This is a genomic window from Siccibacter colletis, assembly GCF_000696575.1.
GTDB lineage: Bacteria > Pseudomonadota > Gammaproteobacteria > Enterobacterales > Enterobacteriaceae > Siccibacter > Siccibacter colletis.
On record NZ_JMSQ01000006.1, the window covers coordinates 79,754 to 98,280 of the forward strand.

The window sequence follows — 18,527 nt, forward strand, 5'->3', positions numbered from 1 at the left end:
CGTCAATGACGGAAAATATCCATAAACATCGCATTCTTATCCTCGATTTTGGTTCGCAGTACACGCAGCTGGTCGCGCGCCGCGTGCGTGAGCTGGGCGTCTACTGTGAGCTCTGGGCGTGGGACGTTACCGAAGCGCAGATCCGCGACTTCAACCCGAACGGCATCATTCTCTCCGGCGGCCCGGAAAGCACCACCGAAGAGAACAGCCCGCGCGCCCCGCAGTACGTGTTCGAAGCTGGCGTCCCCGTTCTGGGCGTGTGCTACGGCATGCAGACTATGGCGATGCAGTTAGGCGGCCACGTGCAGGGTTCTGACGAGCGTGAGTTCGGCTATGCGCAGGTGGAAGTGAAAACTGACAGCGCACTGGTACGCGGCATCGAAGACGCTCTGAGCGCCGACGGCAAGCCGCTGCTGGACGTGTGGATGAGCCACGGCGACAAAGTTACCGCGATCCCGTCCGACTTCGTGACCGTTGCCAGCACCGAAACCTGCCCGTTCGCCATCATGGCCAACGAGGAAAAACGTTTCTATGGCGTGCAGTTCCACCCGGAAGTGACGCATACCCGTCAGGGCCTGCGCATGCTGGAGCGTTTCGTTATCGATATCTGCCAGAGCGAAGCCCTGTGGACCCCGGCGAAAATCATCGACGACGCCGTCGAGCGTATCCGCCAGCAGGTGGGTAACGACAAGGTGATCCTCGGCCTCTCCGGCGGCGTGGACTCCTCCGTCACCGCAATGCTGCTGCACCGCGCCATCGGCGACCATCTGACCTGCGTATTTGTCGACAACGGCCTGCTGCGCCTGAACGAAGCCGAGCAGGTGCTGGACATGTTTGGCGACCACTTCGGTCTCAACATCGTTCACGTTCCGGCAGAAGCGCGTTTCCTGGATGCGCTGGCGGGCGAGAACGATCCGGAAGCCAAGCGTAAGATCATCGGCCGCGTGTTCGTGGAAGTGTTCGACGAAGAAGCGCTGAAGCTGCAGGACGTGAAGTGGCTGGCACAGGGCACCATCTACCCTGACGTGATTGAATCGGCGGCCTCTGCCACCGGTAAAGCGCACGTGATCAAGTCGCACCACAACGTGGGCGGCCTGCCGAAAGAGATGAAGATGGGCCTCGTCGAGCCGCTGAAAGAGCTGTTCAAAGACGAAGTGCGCAAGATTGGTCTGGAGCTGGGCCTGCCGTACGACATGCTGTACCGCCACCCGTTCCCTGGGCCGGGACTGGGCGTGCGCGTGCTGGGCGAAGTGAAGAAAGAGTACTGCGACCTGCTGCGTCGTGCCGACGCGATCTTCATCGAAGAGCTGCGCCGTGCGGATCTGTACGACAAAGTCAGCCAGGCTTTCACCGTGTTCCTGCCGGTACGTTCGGTCGGCGTGATGGGCGATGGCCGTAAGTACGACTGGGTGGTTTCCCTGCGTGCGGTTGAGACCATCGACTTCATGACCGCGCACTGGGCGCACCTGCCGTATGATTTCCTCGGCCGCGTCTCCAACCGCATCATCAACGAAGTGAACGGCATTTCCCGCGTGGTGTACGACATCAGCGGTAAGCCGCCTGCGACGATTGAGTGGGAATAATCCCTGCGTCTGTTGCCATTCGTTATCAAGCCCGCAGGATGCGGGCTTTTTTATGGGTGCATTCTGGGCCGGGCAGGGGATATCCGTGCGAGAGGGGTCATCACGTCAGGGCCAACCGCTGGTGCGAGCGTTTTAACAAAACGGTATTAGCGCGTAATCAGGACGCAAAAAATCCCACCCCGCGAAGGGCGTCAAAAAACCGTGGTTAACAAGCTAGCGTTCGGTAGTGGTCGGTTCGATAGTCTGACTGATTTGCTGGATCTGCTGTTTGTCCTGGTGGTGATGCCAGGCGCCAACGGCGGAATAGACGAAGCGGCAGAAAAAGAGGAGGAAGCTGATAAGAAGCACGATGCGCGTCATTCGACTGTTAAAACGATGTCGTCTTCGCATTGCCGTAGCCTGTGTCACGAAATTACCCTTAGTGTTTACCCGGCCTTGCGGGCGATTCGGTTATTAAGTCACAGGGAAGCGGGGAGGTCAATTATTAATCATGTAAAAAAAGGTCAGTTGCGCAGGGTAGCGACGAGATGTGCATTTTTCAGCCTTATTAAGCGCAGCGCTGGCGCGGATCCGGCAATGAAAAAGCGCGATTTGTCTTTTGAGTTCGCCCCCGGAGAGCGGTATCATCTTCCACCGTAGCTACATAATAACCATTATTCTCTACACACCACGGTGGCGCGTGCTTCGTTGCACACAGGTCAGGGTCAGACACCAGCGTGAATCCTCGTCTGGCATACGGTTTTTCTCGAGCATCTATGCACTTAGCAAACTGGTACAAACGTCATAAAGATAAGTGGTGGGGCTTACCCCTGCTGCTGCCGCTGCTGCTGTTGCCGCTGGTCAGGCTCGGTAACACCTATACCACCATGGGCGACAGCACCGCCGTGCTTTACTATCTCCCGGTCGCCCTGTTTATCGCCCTGATGGTGTTTTTCGGCTGGGCAGCACTTCCCGGAATTATGCTGGCGCTGGTGGTACATCATTTAAACGACGTCGGGCCGAAAGAGACCGCCGTGGTGGTAATTCACTTTTTGACCACCATTATTATCAGCTGGGGTTGCTACCGGATATTTGTGCCGCATCGCTACGCCACGCTGTACGGGAATCATCGCGTCGGGGTGCAGCGCCTGTTCTGGCTGGTGCTGTGCAGCGCCTCGCTGTTCCTGATGCTGTTTCAGATGGCGAGCTTCGCCGGATTCTATGACTACCGCACCAGCATGGCGTCACCAAATCCCTTCTCGATACGCACGCTGATTAACTATCAGGGGCTGCTGGTGGGCGGGCTGACCGGGATCCCGCTGTGCTATTTCATCATCCGCGTGATCCGCCATCCACGCTACCTGCGCAGCTTTTTCTCACAGATGCGTAAGCAGTTCGATAAGCGGGTGACGCCGTTTGAAGTGTTGCTCTGGTGCGGAGTTGTGGGATCGCTAATTGCCCTGCTGCTGGTGCCGCTCAACAACAGCAACACGATTTTCAACAGCAATTACACGCTCTCGCTGCTGCTGCCGGTAATGCTGTGGGGGGCGATGCGCTTTGGGGTGATTTTTATCACCGCCGTCTGGACGCCGGTGATCATCCTGTTGACGCACTACTTCTCGCGCTACATTCCCGACTATCAGGGCTTCGACATTCAGCTGGCGATCGCCTCATCGAGCTTTGCGGTGTTCTCGTGCATCATCATCTTTATGGCGTTGGTGAGCACTCGCCAGCGCGAGCTGCATACCCGGGCGCGGCGCGTGGCCTATCTCGACCCGATTATCCAGCTGCCGAACCTGCGCGCGCTGAATCAGGATCTGGCGCGCACCCCCTGGTCGGTACTGTTTTTGATGCGCATGCCCGACCTCGATCTGCTGGGGCGCAACTACGGCGTGATGCTCGGCATCCACTACAAACAGCAGCTGGCGAGCTGGGTGCGGGAGGTGCTGCATCCCGATGAGCTGGTCTATCAGCTGTCGGGGGATGACATGGTGCTGCGCCTGAATACCGAGTTTCACAAAGAGCGCATTGATGAACTGGATAAGCGCATCAAATCTTTCCGCTTCGTCTGGGACGGGATGCCGCTCCAGCCGCAGGTGGGCATGAGCTACTGCTATGTGCGCACCCCGGTGACCCATCTGCCGCTGCTGCTGGGTGAAATGAGCACCATGGCGGATCTGTCGCTGGCGACACATCATCCGGAAAGCTTGCAGCGCACCGGCGCGAATCACGTCCAGCGCGCGGTGAAGATCAAAGTTGAGATGATGAACCGCCTGCAGCAGGCGCTGGATAACGATGAGTTTCGTCTGGTGGCGCAGCGTATTGAGGGCGCGCGCGGGGATCACTACTACGAGATCCTGCTGCGTATGCTGGATGACGACGGCGAGCTGATTACCCCGGACAAATTCCTGCCGGTGGCGCATGAGTTTGGCTTCTCGTCGCGCATCGACAACATGGTGCTGGAGAAAACGCTGCGCTTCATGCATACGCACCGCAAGGCGTTACCCGCCAGCCGCTTCTCCATCAACCTGACTCCCGCCTCGGTGTGCCGCGCGGTATTCACCAGTGAAGTGCGCCAGATGCTGGAACGGTATCAGGTGGAGCCGTGGCAGATTATTTTCGAAGTGACCGAGAGTAACTCACTCTCCAACGTTGAGCAGGCCAACCTGACGCTCTCCCGCCTGCAGGCGATGGGCTGCCGGGTGGCCATCGACGACTTCGGCACCGGGTATGCCAGCTATGCGCGCCTGAAAAACGTCAATGCCGACATCTTAAAAATTGACGGCAGCTTTATCCGTAACCTGCTCTCCAGCAGCCTCGACTATCAAATCGTGGCCTCCATTTGCCATCTGGCGCGCATGAAAAAAATGCAGGTGGTCGCGGAGTACGTGGAAACAGAAGCCATTCGCGACGAAGTGCGCAGGCTGGGCATCGATTATCTGCAGGGCTTTTTGATTGGCTATCCGGTCCCGCTGGAGACGCTGGTCGAGCTGGAAGCTGAAGAAGGGCGTGCAGCCCAGAGCGCGGTTCAGCTTCCTGGCTAATTCGGAAAGATAAAAAAAGCGGCATCCTCTGCCGCTTTTTTATTTACGCCGCCACATCGTCGGGGCTGGCATCCTCTTCAATTTTCAGCCGCCAGCCGGTTACCGCTTCCCAGTACTGCTGCTCACGCTCCAGGTCGAGTAACACCAGCGCGTTCTGGCTGAACCAGTTGTGCGGGAAACGCAGCGTCCAGTGGTTATCATCCGTTTTCAGCGTCAGGGACGGCGGTGTGCTGGTGGCCTGACGCTGGTTGTTAAGCAGCACGCCGAGGCGCAGCAGCTGGATCAGCGGCAGGAACTGCTTTTTCTTGAACAGGGTAAAGCGCGGCAGATCGTCGAGCTTCACCGCCTTGCGATGGCAGCGCACCAGCGTCGCCATCAGCTGCTGCTGCTCCTGGTTGAAGCCAGGCAGGTCGCTGTTCTGCAGGATATAGGCCGAATGGCGGTGCAGGCCGCTGTGATTGATACCCAGCCCCACCTCATGCAGCATCGCAGCCCACTTCAGCAGCGCGGTAAGCTGCGGATGTACCAGCTTCGGATTCTGCTGCTCCCACTGCTGATAGATAAGCGTCGTGGTTTCCAGCACCCGGTGCGCCTGATCGCGGTCAATATGGTACTGGTTCGCCAGACTCTGCGCGGTGCGAATGCGGATATCCTGATGGCGGAAGCGGCCTTCCATCTCATACAGCACGCCTTCACGCAGCGCGCCGTCAGAGAGGCGCAGCTCGCGGATGCCCAGCGCGTCGAACACGCCGCACAGGATCGCCAGCCCCGGCACAAATACCGCTTTACGCTCGTCAGACAGCCCCGGCAGGCTCAGCGCGGCGAAGCTGTTAAAGCCCATGACCGTTTCTGCCAGTTTTTCCAGCCGTTCCGGGGTGATAAGCCCATCCTTTTCGCCCATCTCCACCAGCACTTCATGCGCCGCCTTGATGGTGCCGGACGCGCCCAGCGCGGTGCTCCAGCCGTGAATGCGGTACTGCCAGGCAAGGCTCTCCAGTTTCTGCACCGCCGCCATACGCGCGCGCTTGAAGCTCTCGCGGCTAATCACGCCGCCACGGAAGAAGTGCTGACCGAAGCTGACGCAGCCCATGCGACGGCTCTCTACCAGCTGCGGTTCAAAATCTTCGCCGATCACCAGTTCCGTCGAGCCGCCGCCGATGTCGATCACCAGCTTGCGGCCGCGCTCCGGCTGGGTATGCTCCACGCCCATAAAAATCAGGCGTGCTTCTTCATTCCCGGAGATGATTTCGATGGGGTAGGGGATAACCTTTTCCGCGCGCTGCAAAAACTCGCTGGCGTTTTGCGCCTGGCGCAGGGTGTGCGTGCCCACGATGCAGACGTTAGCTGCCTCAAATCCCTGCAGGCGCTCGGCGAACAGGGATAAGCAGCTCAGGCCGCGCTCCATGGCCTCTTCACTCAGAGTATTGTTCTCATCCAGTCCGTCAGCCAGGTGTACACGCTGCTTCAGGCGACCAATGATCTGCATCGCGCCATCCACCACGCGGGCGATCACCATATGGAAACTGTTTGAGCCAAGGTCAACCGCAGCAAACTCCTGCGGGCGCGGGGCCTGATTCTGTATCGGCATACTTATTCTGGTTGCTCTAGTGATTTGATGTAGTCGTAAATCGCCAGCTGTGCGCGTACTTTGCGGCGGTTGCCGCGCGGCACATAGCGATTGCTCAGCTCTTTATCGATGTAACGCGCTTTTACGGTGTCGCTGAACAGCAGCTCCATAATGTCCAGCACCCGTTGTTTCAGGCGCGGATCCAGCAGCGCGACCGCCACTTCAATGCGGTAGTCGATATTACGCGTCATCCAGTCGGCGGAGGAGAGGTAGACCTTATCGTCGCCGCCATTCTTGAAAATATAGACCCGATCGTGCTCCAGATAACGGTCAACGATACTCATCACGCGAATATTTTCGCTGATCCCTTCGAGTTGCGGGATCAGGGAGCACATACCGCGGATCATCAGGTTGACCGGCACGCCGGAGCAGGATGCCGCATAGAGCCGGTCCACCAGCCCTTTGTCCACCAGGTTGTTCAGCTTCAGGGTGATCCCCGAAGGCTGGCCATTTTGCGCATTTGCGATCTCTTTATCCACCATTTCATACAACAGGCGGCGGCTATTTTGCGGCGAGACCAGCAGGTAGTCGAAATGCACCGGGCGATAGGGGTTTTCGATAAAGTTGAACACCCGACGCACTTCATTGGTGATGCGCGCATCGGCGGTCAGCAGGGAGTAGTCGGTATACAGCCGGGCCGTTTTCTCGTTGAAGTTACCGGTACCGATGTGGGCATAACGCACCACTTCGTCGCCTTCCTTACGCGAGATCAGGAACAGCTTGGCGTGAATTTTCAGCCCGGGTGCCGAGAAGATGACGTGCACGCCCGCTTCGGTCAGGCGCTTCGCCCAGTGGATGTTGGCCTCTTCGTCAAAGCGCGCCTGCAGCTCCACCACCACCGTCACTTTTTTACCGTTGTGCGCGGCGTGGATCATCGAGTCGATGATGCGCGAATCCTTCGCCACGCGATAGATGTTGATTTTGATCGCCAGCACGCTTGGGTCGAAGGAGGCCTGGCGCAGCAGCTCCAGCACGTGCTCGAAGGTGTGATACGGATAGTAGAGCAGCACGTCGCGTTCGCGAATGGCGTCAAAACCGTTGCGGAACTTATCGAACCAGATATGGCGCAGGCGCGGCAGCGGCTTGTTCACCAGGTTGGCTTTGCCGACGTTCGGGAAACCAATGAAGTCTTTGAAGTTGTGGTAGCGTCCGCCGGGGATGATTGAGTCGTAGTGGGTGATGGTCAGCTTATCGCGCAGCATCTCGACCATCGCATCCGGCATGTCACGCTGATAGACAAAGCGCACCGGCTCAGCGGTCAGGCGCTGCTTCAGGCTGGAGGACATCAGCTCCAGCAGGCTCGACTCCATCTCATGCACCAGATCGTATTCCGCGTCGCGCGTCATCTTCATTGAGTAGGCGTTCAGCGCATCGTAATCGAAGAAGCCTTTGAAGATATCGTCGAGGCAGTAGCGCAGGATGTTATCCAGCAGGATCATCGGCTTGCGGCGGCGCGGCGTCTCCGGCGGCAGGTTGACGAAGCGCGGCATCTTATCCGAAGGGATTTCCAGCAGCGCATAGCGGATGTCATCCCCGCGGATAATCTCTACTGCCAGATAGGTGTAATCGTCCTTCAGGAACTGCACCAGGTCGGTGTCGCGATTGATTAACGTCGGAGTGATGTGCTGACGCAGATGCTGTTTGAAGTACTGTCGCAGCCAGGTTTGCTGGTTTGGGGAGAGCTGGCGCTCGTTGATCAGGAAGATCTGATTGCGCGCCATCTCCAGCAGCAGATCGTTATACAGGGTATCGAACTCCTGATCCGCTTTCAGCACCCGGGCCTGGATCTTGCCCAGCAGGTGGCGCGAGTGGGAGGTTAATCCCTGTTCTTCGGTGATAAGAATGCGTCGCTTCAGTTCGGCGAAGCGCACCTTATAGAACTCATCCAGGTTGTTGGAATAGATGCCCAGAAAGCGCATCCGCTCAATCAGCGGGTTACTTTTATCCGCTGCTTCCTGCAGAACACGCTCATTGAAAGACAGCCAGCTTAATTCTTTTTCGGTATATAGCTTTTCCTGACCCATTACTACTCACACTCCGGTTGGTAAACGCGGGACGTGACAACGCCGTCTCGTGGTTATTATGGCGAGCTGAACCCGCTTATGTCCAACTATGCCCGATAAGTATGACAGTTATCCGAAAAGGAGAGGGCGGATTGTGCCCGTAACCTGCAGTTGCACGTCCCGTAGCGCTGCGGGAAGGCGCAGAATAAAAAACGCCCTGCCGGGGCAGAGCGTGGGGTTTTATTCGTCGGCTGCGTGGCCCTGAGGCGGAAGCTTCTGGCCGTCGAGCCAGGCCTCGTTGTCGCGCATCGCCAGCCTGCCTTCAGCAAACCAGCTCACCACCAGGGGATAGATGGCGTGCTCCTGGGCCTGCACCCGGGCGGTGATGTCCGCTTCGTCATCGCCGTCAAACACCGGCACTTTCGCCTGCAGGATCACCGGCCCGCCGTCCAGTTCGTCGGTGACGAAATGCACCGAGGTGCCGTGTTCGCTATCGCCGTTTTCCAGCACCTGACGATGGGTATGCAGCCCCGGATACTTCGGCAGCAGCGAGGGGTGGATATTGATAAGCCGCCCCGCGTAGTGCGCCACAAATTCCGGGCTGAGAATGCGCATATAACCCGCCAGCACCACCAGGTCCGGGGCATATGCGTCGATCTCCAGCATCAGCTCACGGTCAAAGGCGTCACGGGTGGCAAACTGGCTGGCGCTCAACGCATGGGCCGGAATGCCTGCTTCTCTGGCGCGCTCAAGGCCGAACGCGTCGGCCTTGTTGCTGAATACTGCGCGCAGGGTGCCAGCAATTTTTTTACTGGCACAGGCATCAATGATGGCCTGCAGATTGCTGCCGTTGCCGGAGATCAGCACCACGATATTCATTTACTGGATAACCACGCGCTCGTCGGAATCCGAGGCCTTGATGACGCCGATTTTCCAGGCGGTTTCGCCTGCATCGTTCATCAGCTGAATGGCGTTGTCCGCTTCAGCCGCCGGCAGGGCGATCAGCATGCCCACGCCGCAGTTGAAGGTACGATACATCTCGTGCTGGCTGACGTTCCCGGCCTGCTGCAGCCAGTTGAACACGGCTGGCCACTGCCAGGAGGACTCGTTGATCACCGCCTGAGTGTTGTCCGGCAGCACGCGCGGAATGTTCTCCCAGAAGCCGCCGCCGGTGAGGTGGGCGATAGCGTGGACATCGCTCTGCGCAATCAGGCTGAGAATCGATTTCACGTAGATACGGGTCGGGGCCAGCAGATGATCCGCCAGCGGCTTGCCGTCGAGCTCGGTGGTCAGCGGGTCGCTGCCACTGACTTCCAGAATTTTACGCACCAGCGAGTAGCCGTTAGAGTGCGGGCCGCTTGAGGCCAGCGCCACCAGCACGTCGCCGTCAGCGACTTTGCTGCCGTCGATGATTTCTGATTTTTCCACCACGCCAACGCAGAACCCGGCAACGTCGTAGTCATCGCCGTGGTACATGCCCGGCATTTCAGCGGTTTCGCCGCCGACCAGCGCGCAGCCTGACTGCAGACAGCCTTCGGCAATACCGGTGATAACGCTCGAAGCGGTATCGACATCCAGTTTGCCGGTGGCGTAGTAATCGAGGAAGAACAGCGGTTCCGCACCCTGTACCACCAGGTCATTCACGCACATCGCCACCAGATCGATGCCGATGGTGTCGTGACGCTTGAGGTCCATCGCCAGACGCAGCTTGGTGCCGACGCCATCGGTGCCGGAAACGAGTACCGGTTCGCGATATTTTTGCGGCAGTGCGCACAATGCGCCGAATCCGCCCAGTCCACCCATCACTTCCGGGCGGCGGGTCTTTTTCACAACACCTTTGATTCGGTCGACCAGAGCGTTACCTGCGTCAATATCAACACCGGCATCTTTATAGCTGAGAGAGGTTTTATCGGTCACTGCAGAGTCCCCACGCGGTTGCGGTTGGTGGTAAATCAGATGGCCTGTCAGGCTCAGGAAAGGGTGCCATCCGGAAAACGCGGCAATTCTATCAGTGCAGGCAAACGTTTGCGAGCCTCTTGTCTGTACGGTTAGCATTATTGTTCTTTATACTCATTTCCAGTCCGTTTGATTAGGATCAACGGCGCTGGATGTGGCGCGGCGGGAAAAAAGCGGTATAATCCCGCGATTTTTTTTGTGGTTGCCATCTTTTGGGGAGAAAGAGTATGAAGATCGTGGAAGTCAAACACCCACTCGTCAAACACAAGCTGGGGCTGATGCGCGAGCATGACGTCAGCACCAAGCGTTTTCGTGAACTCGCCTCCGAAGTTGGGAGCCTGCTGACTTATGAAGCAACCGCCGATCTGGCAACGGAAAAAGTGACCATCGAAGGCTGGAACGGCCCGGTGCAGGTTGAGCAGATCAAAGGTAAAAAGATCACCGTGGTGCCGATCCTGCGTGCCGGTCTTGGCATGATGGAAGGCGTGCTGGAGCACGTGCCGAGCGCCCGCATCAGCGTGGTTGGCGTCTATCGTGATGAAGAGACGCTGGAGCCGGTGCCCTATTTCCAGAAGCTGGTGTCTAACATTGACGAGCGCATGGCGCTGGTGGTTGACCCGATGCTGGCAACCGGTGGCTCAATGATCGCCACCATCGACCTGCTGAAAAAAGCGGGCTGCACCAGCATTAAAGTGCTGGTACTGGTGGCCGCGCCGGAAGGTATCGCCGCGCTGGAGAAAGCGCACCCGGACGTTGAGCTCTACACCGCCTCAATCGATCAGGGGCTGAATGAGCAGGGATACATCATTCCTGGCCTCGGCGATGCCGGCGACAAAATCTTTGGTACTAAATAAGCGATTTGATAATAAGAGCCGACTTTATAGTCGGCTTTTTTTTGGGCCATAACCCTGGGTGCCTTTTCACGAAGGGCAGGGAATAACGACAACACACAACACGTGAGGAAAACACTATGACGCGCCGTGCTATCGGTGTCAGCGAGCGTCCACCGCTGCTGCAAACCATCCCGCTCAGTTTGCAGCACCTGTTCGCCATGTTTGGTGCCACCGTTCTGGTGCCGATCCTGTTTCACATTAACCCGGCCACCGTGCTGCTGTTCAACGGCGTCGGGACGCTGCTCTATCTCTTCATCTGTAAAGGCAAAATCCCGGCCTATCTGGGGTCAAGCTTTGCATTCATCTCGCCGGTGTTGCTTCTGCTGCCGCTGGGATACGAAGTGGCGCTGGGCGGCTTTATCATGTGCGGCTTCCTGTTCTGCCTGGTATCGCTGATCGTTAAAAAGGCTGGCACCGGCTGGCTGGACGTAATGTTCCCGCCTGCAGCGATGGGCGCTATCGTTGCGGTGATCGGGCTTGAGCTGGCGGGCGTCGCCGCCGGTATGGCCGGGCTGCTGCCGGCAGAGGGCGCGGCGGCGGACAGTAAAACCATCATTATTTCGCTGGTGACGCTGGCGGTGACGGTGTTCGGTTCGGTGCTGTTCCGTGGCTTCCTCGCCATTATCCCGATCCTTATTGGCGTGCTGGCGGGCTACGCGCTGTCGTTTGCGATGGGCGTGGTGGACTTCACGCCGGTTGCCGAAGCGCACTGGTTCGCACTGCCCACCTTCTACACCCCGCGCTTTGAGTGGTTCGCTATCTTCACTATTCTGCCGGCGGCGCTGGTGGTGATCGCTGAACACGTCGGTCACCTGGTGGTGACGGCGAACATCGTGAAAAAAGATTTGATCCGCGACCCTGGCCTGCACCGCTCTATGTTTGCCAACGGCCTGTCGACCATGTTCTCCGGCTTCTTCGGCTCCACGCCGAACACCACCTACGGGGAAAACATTGGCGTGATGGCTATTACCCGCGTCTACAGCACCTGGGTGATCGGCGGCGCGGCAATTATCGCCATCCTGCTCTCCTGCGTCGGGAAACTGGCGGCGGCAATCCAGATCATCCCTGTACCGGTGATGGGCGGCGTATCGCTGCTGCTGTACGGCGTGATCGGTGCATCCGGTATTCGTGTGCTGATTGAATCCAAAGTGGACTACAGTAAAGCGCAGAACCTGATCCTCACCTCGGTGATCCTGATCATCGGCGTCAGCGGTGCGAAGGTACATATCGGCGCAGCCGAGCTGAAAGGCATGGCGCTCGCCACCATCGTCGGTGTTGGCCTGAGCCTGATCTTCAAACTTATCAGCGTCCTGCGTCCGGAAGAAGTGGTGCTGGATGCGCCGGATGAGGAAGGGAAATCGCATTGATCGGTAAAACCGGGTAAGGATCCTTGCCCGGTTCAACAGCGAAGCGAAACTGTGTTACACTCGCCGCGTATTTTTGTAAGCCCGTTTGAGGTACGTCTGAACACACCGGCTCAGCTCTCGTTGCCACTCTTTCTACCCGATGATGAAACCTTCGACAGTTTCTGGCCGGGTGATAATCCCTCTTTACTTGCCGCGCTGCAGAACGTGCTGCGTCAGGATCACAGCGGTTATATCTACTTCTGGTCGCGGGAAGGGGGCGGGCGCAGTCATCTGCTGCATGCCGCCTGCGCCGAACTCTCTCAGCGCGGTGAAGCGGTGGGCTATGTGCCGCTGGATAAGCGCACCTGGTTTGTGCCGGAAGTGCTGGAAGGGATGGAGCATCTGTCGCTGGTGTGTATCGATAACATCGAATGCATCGCCGGGGACGCCCCCTGGGAAATGGCGATTTTCGATCTCTACAATCGGATCCTGGAATCCGGCCAGACGCGCCTGCTGATCACCGGCGATCGTCCACCGCGCCAGCTTAATCTTCAGCTTCCCGATCTCGCCTCGCGCCTTGACTGGGGGCAAATCTACAAGCTGCAGCCGCTCACCGATGAAGAAAAACTGCAGGCGCTCCAGCTGCGCGCCCGGTTACGCGGCTTCGAACTGCCCGAAGACGTGGGTCGTTTTCTGCTCAAGCGCCTCGACCGTGAGATGCGCACCCTGTTTATGACGCTCGATCAGCTCGATCGCGCCTCCATCACCGCCAAGCGCAAACTCACCATTCCGTTCGTCAAAGAGATCCTCGGGCTGTAAATAATAACGCCCTCGCAGGGAGGGCGCTGGTTACAGGATCTCAAGCACCTGCTCGGGCGGACGTCCGAGTCGCGCCTTATCTCCTGCCACGACAATCGGGCGTTCAATCAGTTTCGGGTTTTCTGTCATGACAGCGATCAGATCCGTTTCGCTCAGGGATGCATCCGCCAGGTTGAGGGTTTTATACAGCTCTTCTTTAGTGCGCATCAGTTCACGCGCGCTGGCGAAACCGAGCTTGTGCAGCAACCCCTTCAGCGTCGCCGCATCCGGCGGCGTCTCCAGATAAAGCACCACCTGCGGCTCCACGCCTTTGTCTTTCAGCAGGGCGAGCGTCTCACGGCTTTTTGAGCAGCGCGGGTTGTGATAGAGGGTAATCGTCTCTGACATGGTTATTCCTTACATCTTTTCATAGGGCTTGAAGCGCTGCTGCAGCTGGCGCAGCTGGTCAATGCGCGCATCGTAGCGCGCCTGTTGCAGGCTGCCGGTTTTAACCTGGCTGCTGGCGCTGCTGAGCAGGGAGATTGCCTGGTCGAGACGACCCGTCAAAGACAGCACTTCGGCGCGGGCGGCCAACTCCTGATCGCGGCTGTTAAGCGCTGCCTGCGCCTGCGCCAGCAGATCCCAGCCGTTGGTGTCTTCTTTATTTGCAAACGTATAGCGGTTAAGGATCTTCACCGCCTCGGCCGGCTGGCTGTTTTCCAGATACGCATTGGCGAGGTTGAGCTGCAGCACCGGATTATTGCGCAGGTCCGGCGCATTTTTCAGACGGTTGATGGCGTCGCTGGCCCGGTTAAGGCCAAGGTCGATGTCGGTCGCGAGGTCAAGATACCAGGCGTTGGCCGGGCTGGCGCTCAGCAGCGGCTGCAGTAGCGTTTTCGCTTCGGCGAAGTTTTTTGCTTCCATTGCCTGCAGCGCGCGCCCGTAACGGGCGGCGTTCTGCTCGCGCACGTTGCCTTTTGCCAGCACATCCAGCAGATCGCTGGTGAGCTGATTACGGCCCGACTTATACATGCCGAGGGCGCGCACCTTCGCCATATAGAAGTCTTCTGAGGATTGCGCGACAACGGAACGCATCTGGTTGGCGCGGTTGCGGGCGTCCGAGAGGCGGCTTTCCGGCAGGGGGTGAGTCAGCAGGATCTCCGGCGGACGGCTGGAGTAGCGCGCCTGATCGAGCAGCTTTTCCAGGAACGTCGGCATCGCCTGTGGATCGAAGCCCGAGCGCTGCAGCACCTGAATGCCGATGCGATCCGCTTCCTGTTCGTTTTGCTGGGTGAAGCTGATCATGCCCTGCTGGGTGCCGGCCAGTGTACCGGTGAGGGCTGCCATCCCTGCCTGCGGGCTGGCCATCGCCAGCAGAATCGAGCCGAGCGCGCCGACCCAGGTCAGGGGCGCACTGCGTTTTTGATCTTCCATTGCGCGCGCCAGGTGACGCTGGGTGACGTGGGAGATTTCGTGCGCCATCACCGAGGCGAGCTGGCTTTCATTGTCGGCATAGCGAAACAGCGCCGAGTGCAGCACCACATTGCCACCGAAGAAGGCGAAGGCGTTTATTTCGTCATTATTGATGAGCGAGAAGTGGAACGGCGTGCGCACCGAGTTTGCATGGCTTACCAGCCGCATCCCCAGCTTGTTGACGTACTGCACCAGCAGCGGATCGTTGATTAACGGCGCACTACCGCGCAGCTGGCGCATGTAGTAGTCACCCATCTGCAGTTCCTGTCCGATGGAGAGCGTGCTGCCCGCTGAGGTGCCCATGTCAGGCAGGTCGTCGGTGGTATCGGCCCAGGCGGGCGCCACCTGGGCGGCCATCAGGGTCGTAATGAGGGTCGCAACCAGCGTTTTTCTCAACTGCCTGAACATAACCTCTATCCTGTATCAATCAAATCAACATTTTGACCGGGCCGGCGCGGTTTCGTTCCGCATAATACCGGGCGCTCTCGGAGTGTAGCGGGTCAGCGACGATTTATAAAAACGATATTTACCGGGCCTGCTCTTTTCTGAACGCGGCTCGAAAAAGCGAAGTCTTTTCTGTCACATTTCGCTACAATTCCAGCCCTGTTTTGCCTTCCATCACCTTGTCAGGGACGGGTTATGCTCGAAATGTTAATGCAGTGGTATCGTCGCAGGTTCAGCGATCCTGAAGCGATAGCGCTGCTGGTTATTCTGGTTGCCGGATTTTGTATCCTCTTTTTCCTGCATGGCCTGCTGGCACCGCTGCTGGTAGCAATTGTCCTCGCGTATTTACTTGAGTGGCCGACCGCGCGGCTGGAACGTCTCGGCTGCTCGCGGACGTTGGCCGCCTCGCTGGTACTGATCCTGTTCGTTGGCATTCTGCTGATGTTGCTGCTGGTCGTGGCCCCGGTCGCCTGGCAGCAGGGCATCTATCTGATCCGCGACATGCCAGGCATGCTCAATAAGCTCTCCGATTTCGCCGCCACCCTGCCGAAACGCTATCCGGCGTTGATGGATGCCGGCATCATTGATGCGATGGCGGAGAATATGCGCACCCGCATGATGGGGCTGGGCGACTCGGTGGTGAAATATTCCCTGGCATCGCTGGTCGGTCTGCTGACGCTGGCGATTTACCTGATCCTCGTGCCGCTGATGGTGTTCTTCCTGGTGAAGGACAAAGAGCAGATGCTGAGCGCCGTGCGCCGCGTTCTGCCGCGCAACCGCGGGCTGGCCGGGCAGGTGTGGGTCGAGATGAACCAGCAAATCACCAACTACATACGCGGCAAGGTGCTGGAGATGGTGGTGGTGGGCGTCGCCACCTGGATTGGTTTTGTGCTGTTCGGCCTGAACTACTCGCTGCTGCTGGCGGTACTGGTGGGCATTTCAGTACTCATCCCTTACATCGGCGCCTTTGTGGTGACTATTCCGGTCGTGGGCGTGGCGCTGTTCCAGTTCGGGCTCGGCCCGGAGTTCTGGAGCTGCATGGCGGTTTACCTGATTATCCAGGCGCTGGACGGAAACCTGCTGGTGCCGGTGCTGTTCTCCGAAGCGGTGAACCTGCATCCGCTGGTGATCATTCTCTCGGTAGTGATTTTCGGTGGGCTGTGGGGGTTCTGGGGCGTGTTCTTCGCGATCCCGCTGGCGACGCTGGTGAAAGCGGTGGTGCACGCCTGGCCCGACGGGCTGTCGATAGAAGAGCGCTAAAAGAAAAGCCGACGTCAGTCGGCTTTTTTGTCTTTGTCACAGCGCAAAACTCAGGCGTTCGCTTTCACCCAGTCCAGCACGATATCGTGGTGGTTGCTGGTTTTGAAATTATCGAACACATGCTCCACCACGCCGTCAGGACCAATCAGGAAGCTGATGCGGTGGATGCCGTCATAGGTTTTGCCCATAAAGGACTTTTCGCCCCAGACGCCAAACTGCTGGCAGACGTTATGGTCTTCATCGGAGAGCAGCGTGAAGTTGAGCAGCTCTTTTTCGGCGAAGCGCGAGAGCTTTTCCGGCTTATCGGTGCTGATACCCAGCACTTCGACACCGGCTTTTTTCAAATCGTCCATGTTATCGCGCAGGCCGCACGCCTGAACGGTGCAACCTGGGGTCATGGCCTTGGGATAGAAATAAACCAGAACGCGCTGTCCCTGGAAGTCGGCCAAATTTACTTGTTCACCATCCTGATCGGGCAAGCTAAATTTCGGTGCGATGTCACCGGCTTTCAGTGAATTCATTACTCCTCTCCATCCTGTTCGTCGTGCTACGGGTAGTTCACTACGCTAATAGTGCCTTGCGCGTTGAGTTCTGTACATAGTGCTTTGAACGCCTGCTCGATTATTGATGCGTCGGACGAGGCCGGGCTGTGAGCGGTGATTTGAATAAAAAGCTGCGGCGGCGTGTCCGCTTTTGCCGGCTGGGTGCGCGACACCAGTTCGGCGATGTTCATGCCGTGAGCGTCAAACAATGCGGTGAAACGCTCAATCAAATGCGGCGAGTCGGGCACTTCTACCTGCACCCAGACGGTTTCCGGCATCATGGCGCGAGCCTGGCCGGTGGTACGCTTCATCACGATGAGCAACTCCAGCTCGGCGCCTTTCAGCGGCAGGGTGGATTCGATCATGGTGATCGCGTTCCAGCTTCCCGACAGCAACATGATGAAGGTGAACTCCTCACCCAGCATCGCCAGCCGACTATCCTCAATATTACAACCGCAGCTGCTCACGTGACGCGTGATGGTATTAACGATTCCTGGGCGGTCAGCGCCCAGTGCGGTAATGACAAGAAAATGCTGAGCTGATGCAGTCAAACCTGAACTTCCTGTGATTCGGTGAGGTAATCCTAAGGAAAGCATAAAAAAATCATCGGTACAACAGCCCCGGCGTTGCCTCGTCGCTTGCTTTTACCGGGGCACCAAACGTACCATTGGGATTATTGTCTGCACAGAGGATGGCCCATGTTCACGGGAAGTATTGTCGCGCTTATCACACCGATGGATGACAAAGGTAATGTCTGCCGGTCAAGCCTGAAAAAGCTGGTTGAGTATCATATTGCCAACGGGACGTCGGCGATTGTTTCGGTAGGGACCACGGGTGAATCGGCGACGCTCAGCCACGACGAGCATGGCGATGTGGTAATGATGACGCTGGAACTGGCTGACGGACGTATTCCTGTCATCGCCGGCACCGGCGCGAATGCCACCTCTGAGGCCATTAGCCTGACGCAGCGCTTCAACGACAGCGGTATTGCCGGCTGCCTGACCGTCACGCCGTACTATAATCGTCCTACTCAGGAAGGCCTGTTCCAGCACTTCAAAGCCATCGCGGAACACACCGATCTGCCGCAGATTCTGTATAATGTGCCGTCCCGTACCGGGTGCGATATGCTGCCGGAGACCGTTGGCCGCCTGGCGAAAGTAAAAAATATTGTCGGTATTAAAGAAGCCACCGGGAACTTAACCCGCGTTCATCAGATCAAAGAGCTGGTCGAAGACGACTTCGTGCTGCTCAGCGGTGATGACGCCAGCGCGCTGGACTTCATGCAGCTCGGCGGTCATGGGGTGATTTCCGTCACTACCAACGTCGCCGCGCGTGATATGGCGGACATGTGCCGTCTGGCTGCCGCAGGGCAGTTCAACGAGGCACGCATCATCAATCAGCGCCTGATGCCGCTTCACCATAAATTGTTTGTCGAACCCAATCCGATCCCGGCGAAATGGGCCTGTAAGGAGTTGGGACTTGTGGCGACCGACACGCTGCGTCTGCCAATGACACCGATCACCGACGCAGGTCGTGACGCGGTTGCCAGTGCGCTTAAGTTTGCCGGTTTGCTGTAAAG

General features: G+C 58.0%; 16 protein-coding genes. 7 read left to right on the plus strand and 9 right to left on the minus strand.

The annotated features are described in order from the left end of the window. Positions 1–5 precede the first annotated feature (5 nt). Complete coding sequence (gene guaA / locus ET34_RS0106060) at positions 6–1,583, plus strand: glutamine-hydrolyzing GMP synthase (protein WP_031520352.1); 1,578 nt, start codon at positions 6–8, stop codon at positions 1,581–1,583. Positions 1,584–1,796: 213 nt separating this feature from the next. Here guaA and ET34_RS21610 read toward each other — a convergent pair whose 3' ends face one another. Further along, a complete protein-coding gene (locus ET34_RS21610) occupies positions 1,797–1,991 on the minus strand; it encodes a YfgG family protein (RefSeq protein WP_072001979.1) in 195 nt (64 codons plus the stop codon). Positions 1,992–2,338: 347 nt separating this feature from the next. Here ET34_RS21610 and ET34_RS0106070 point away from each other — a divergent pair, with 347 nt between their 5' ends. Then, entirely contained in the window at positions 2,339–4,606 is a 2,268-nt protein-coding gene (locus ET34_RS0106070) for a bifunctional diguanylate cyclase/phosphodiesterase (protein ID WP_031520355.1), read from the plus strand. 43 nt (positions 4,607–4,649) lie between these two features. Here ET34_RS0106070 and ppx read toward each other — a convergent pair whose 3' ends face one another. The 4 genes from ppx to purM form a co-directional block, all read right to left on the minus strand. Further along, positions 4,650–6,194 carry an exopolyphosphatase gene (ppx, locus tag ET34_RS0106075; protein ID WP_031520358.1) on the minus strand — a complete coding sequence of 515 codons (1,545 nt, stop codon included), beginning with the start codon at positions 6,192–6,194 and terminating at the stop codon, positions 4,650–4,652. Positions 6,195–6,196: 2 nt separating this feature from the next. Beyond that, positions 6,197–8,257, minus strand: coding sequence for a polyphosphate kinase 1 (gene ppk1 / locus ET34_RS0106080; protein WP_031520360.1), 2,061 nt, complete (start codon positions 8,255–8,257; stop codon positions 6,197–6,199). 219 nt (positions 8,258–8,476) lie between these two features. Further along, complete coding sequence (gene purN / locus ET34_RS0106085) at positions 8,477–9,115, minus strand: phosphoribosylglycinamide formyltransferase (protein ID WP_031520362.1); 639 nt, start codon at positions 9,113–9,115, stop codon at positions 8,477–8,479. Next, positions 9,116–10,153: a phosphoribosylformylglycinamidine cyclo-ligase gene (gene purM, locus ET34_RS0106090; RefSeq protein ID WP_031520364.1), complete on the minus strand. Its 1,038-nt coding sequence runs from the start codon at positions 10,151–10,153 to the stop codon at positions 9,116–9,118. A 266-nt stretch (positions 10,154–10,419) separates the two neighbouring features. On the opposite strand from purM, the gene upp reads away from it, so the two are divergent. From upp to ET34_RS0106105, 3 genes are all read left to right on the plus strand, one after another. After that, positions 10,420–11,046: a uracil phosphoribosyltransferase gene (upp, locus tag ET34_RS0106095; RefSeq protein WP_031520366.1), complete on the plus strand. Its 627-nt coding sequence runs from the start codon at positions 10,420–10,422 to the stop codon at positions 11,044–11,046. A gap of 116 nt (positions 11,047–11,162) precedes the next feature. Further along, the gene (gene uraA, locus ET34_RS0106100) at positions 11,163–12,452 is read left to right on the plus strand and encodes a uracil permease (RefSeq protein ID WP_031520367.1); all 1,290 of its coding nucleotides are present in this window, start codon (positions 11,163–11,165) and stop codon (positions 12,450–12,452) included. A 96-nt stretch (positions 12,453–12,548) separates the two neighbouring features. Next, positions 12,549–13,250 (plus strand): DnaA inactivator Hda, encoded by a 702-nt coding sequence (locus ET34_RS0106105; RefSeq protein WP_236633824.1) that lies wholly within the window; start codon positions 12,549–12,551, stop codon positions 13,248–13,250. A 30-nt stretch (positions 13,251–13,280) separates the two neighbouring features. Here the strand turns inward: ET34_RS0106105 and arsC are convergent, their stop codons facing one another. Beyond that, positions 13,281–13,637, minus strand: coding sequence for an arsenate reductase (glutaredoxin) (gene arsC / locus ET34_RS0106110; RefSeq protein ID WP_031520371.1), 357 nt, complete (start codon positions 13,635–13,637; stop codon positions 13,281–13,283). A 9-nt stretch (positions 13,638–13,646) separates the two neighbouring features. Next, positions 13,647–15,110: a beta-barrel assembly-enhancing protease gene (bepA, locus tag ET34_RS0106115; protein WP_031520373.1), complete on the minus strand. Its 1,464-nt coding sequence runs from the start codon at positions 15,108–15,110 to the stop codon at positions 13,647–13,649. A 231-nt stretch (positions 15,111–15,341) separates the two neighbouring features. Here bepA and ET34_RS0106120 point away from each other — a divergent pair, with 231 nt between their 5' ends. Further along, the gene (locus ET34_RS0106120) at positions 15,342–16,406 is read left to right on the plus strand and encodes an AI-2E family transporter (protein WP_031520375.1); all 1,065 of its coding nucleotides are present in this window, start codon (positions 15,342–15,344) and stop codon (positions 16,404–16,406) included. 50 nt (positions 16,407–16,456) lie between these two features. Here ET34_RS0106120 and bcp read toward each other — a convergent pair whose 3' ends face one another. Both bcp and ET34_RS0106130 read right to left on the minus strand, forming a co-directional pair. Next, positions 16,457–16,927, minus strand: a complete 471-nt coding sequence (bcp, locus tag ET34_RS0106125) for a thioredoxin-dependent thiol peroxidase (RefSeq protein WP_031520377.1) — start codon at positions 16,925–16,927, stop codon at positions 16,457–16,459. Between the two features lie 26 nt (positions 16,928–16,953). Further along, a complete protein-coding gene (locus ET34_RS0106130) occupies positions 16,954–17,499 on the minus strand; it encodes a glycine cleavage system transcriptional repressor (RefSeq protein WP_031520379.1) in 546 nt (181 codons plus the stop codon). Positions 17,500–17,646: 147 nt separating this feature from the next. Between ET34_RS0106130 and dapA the strand changes: the two genes are divergently transcribed. Further along, on the plus strand, positions 17,647–18,525 hold the full coding sequence (gene dapA / locus ET34_RS0106135; protein ID WP_031520381.1) for a 4-hydroxy-tetrahydrodipicolinate synthase: 879 nt from the start codon (positions 17,647–17,649) through the stop codon (positions 18,523–18,525). The last annotated feature ends 2 nt before the right edge of the window (positions 18,526–18,527 follow it).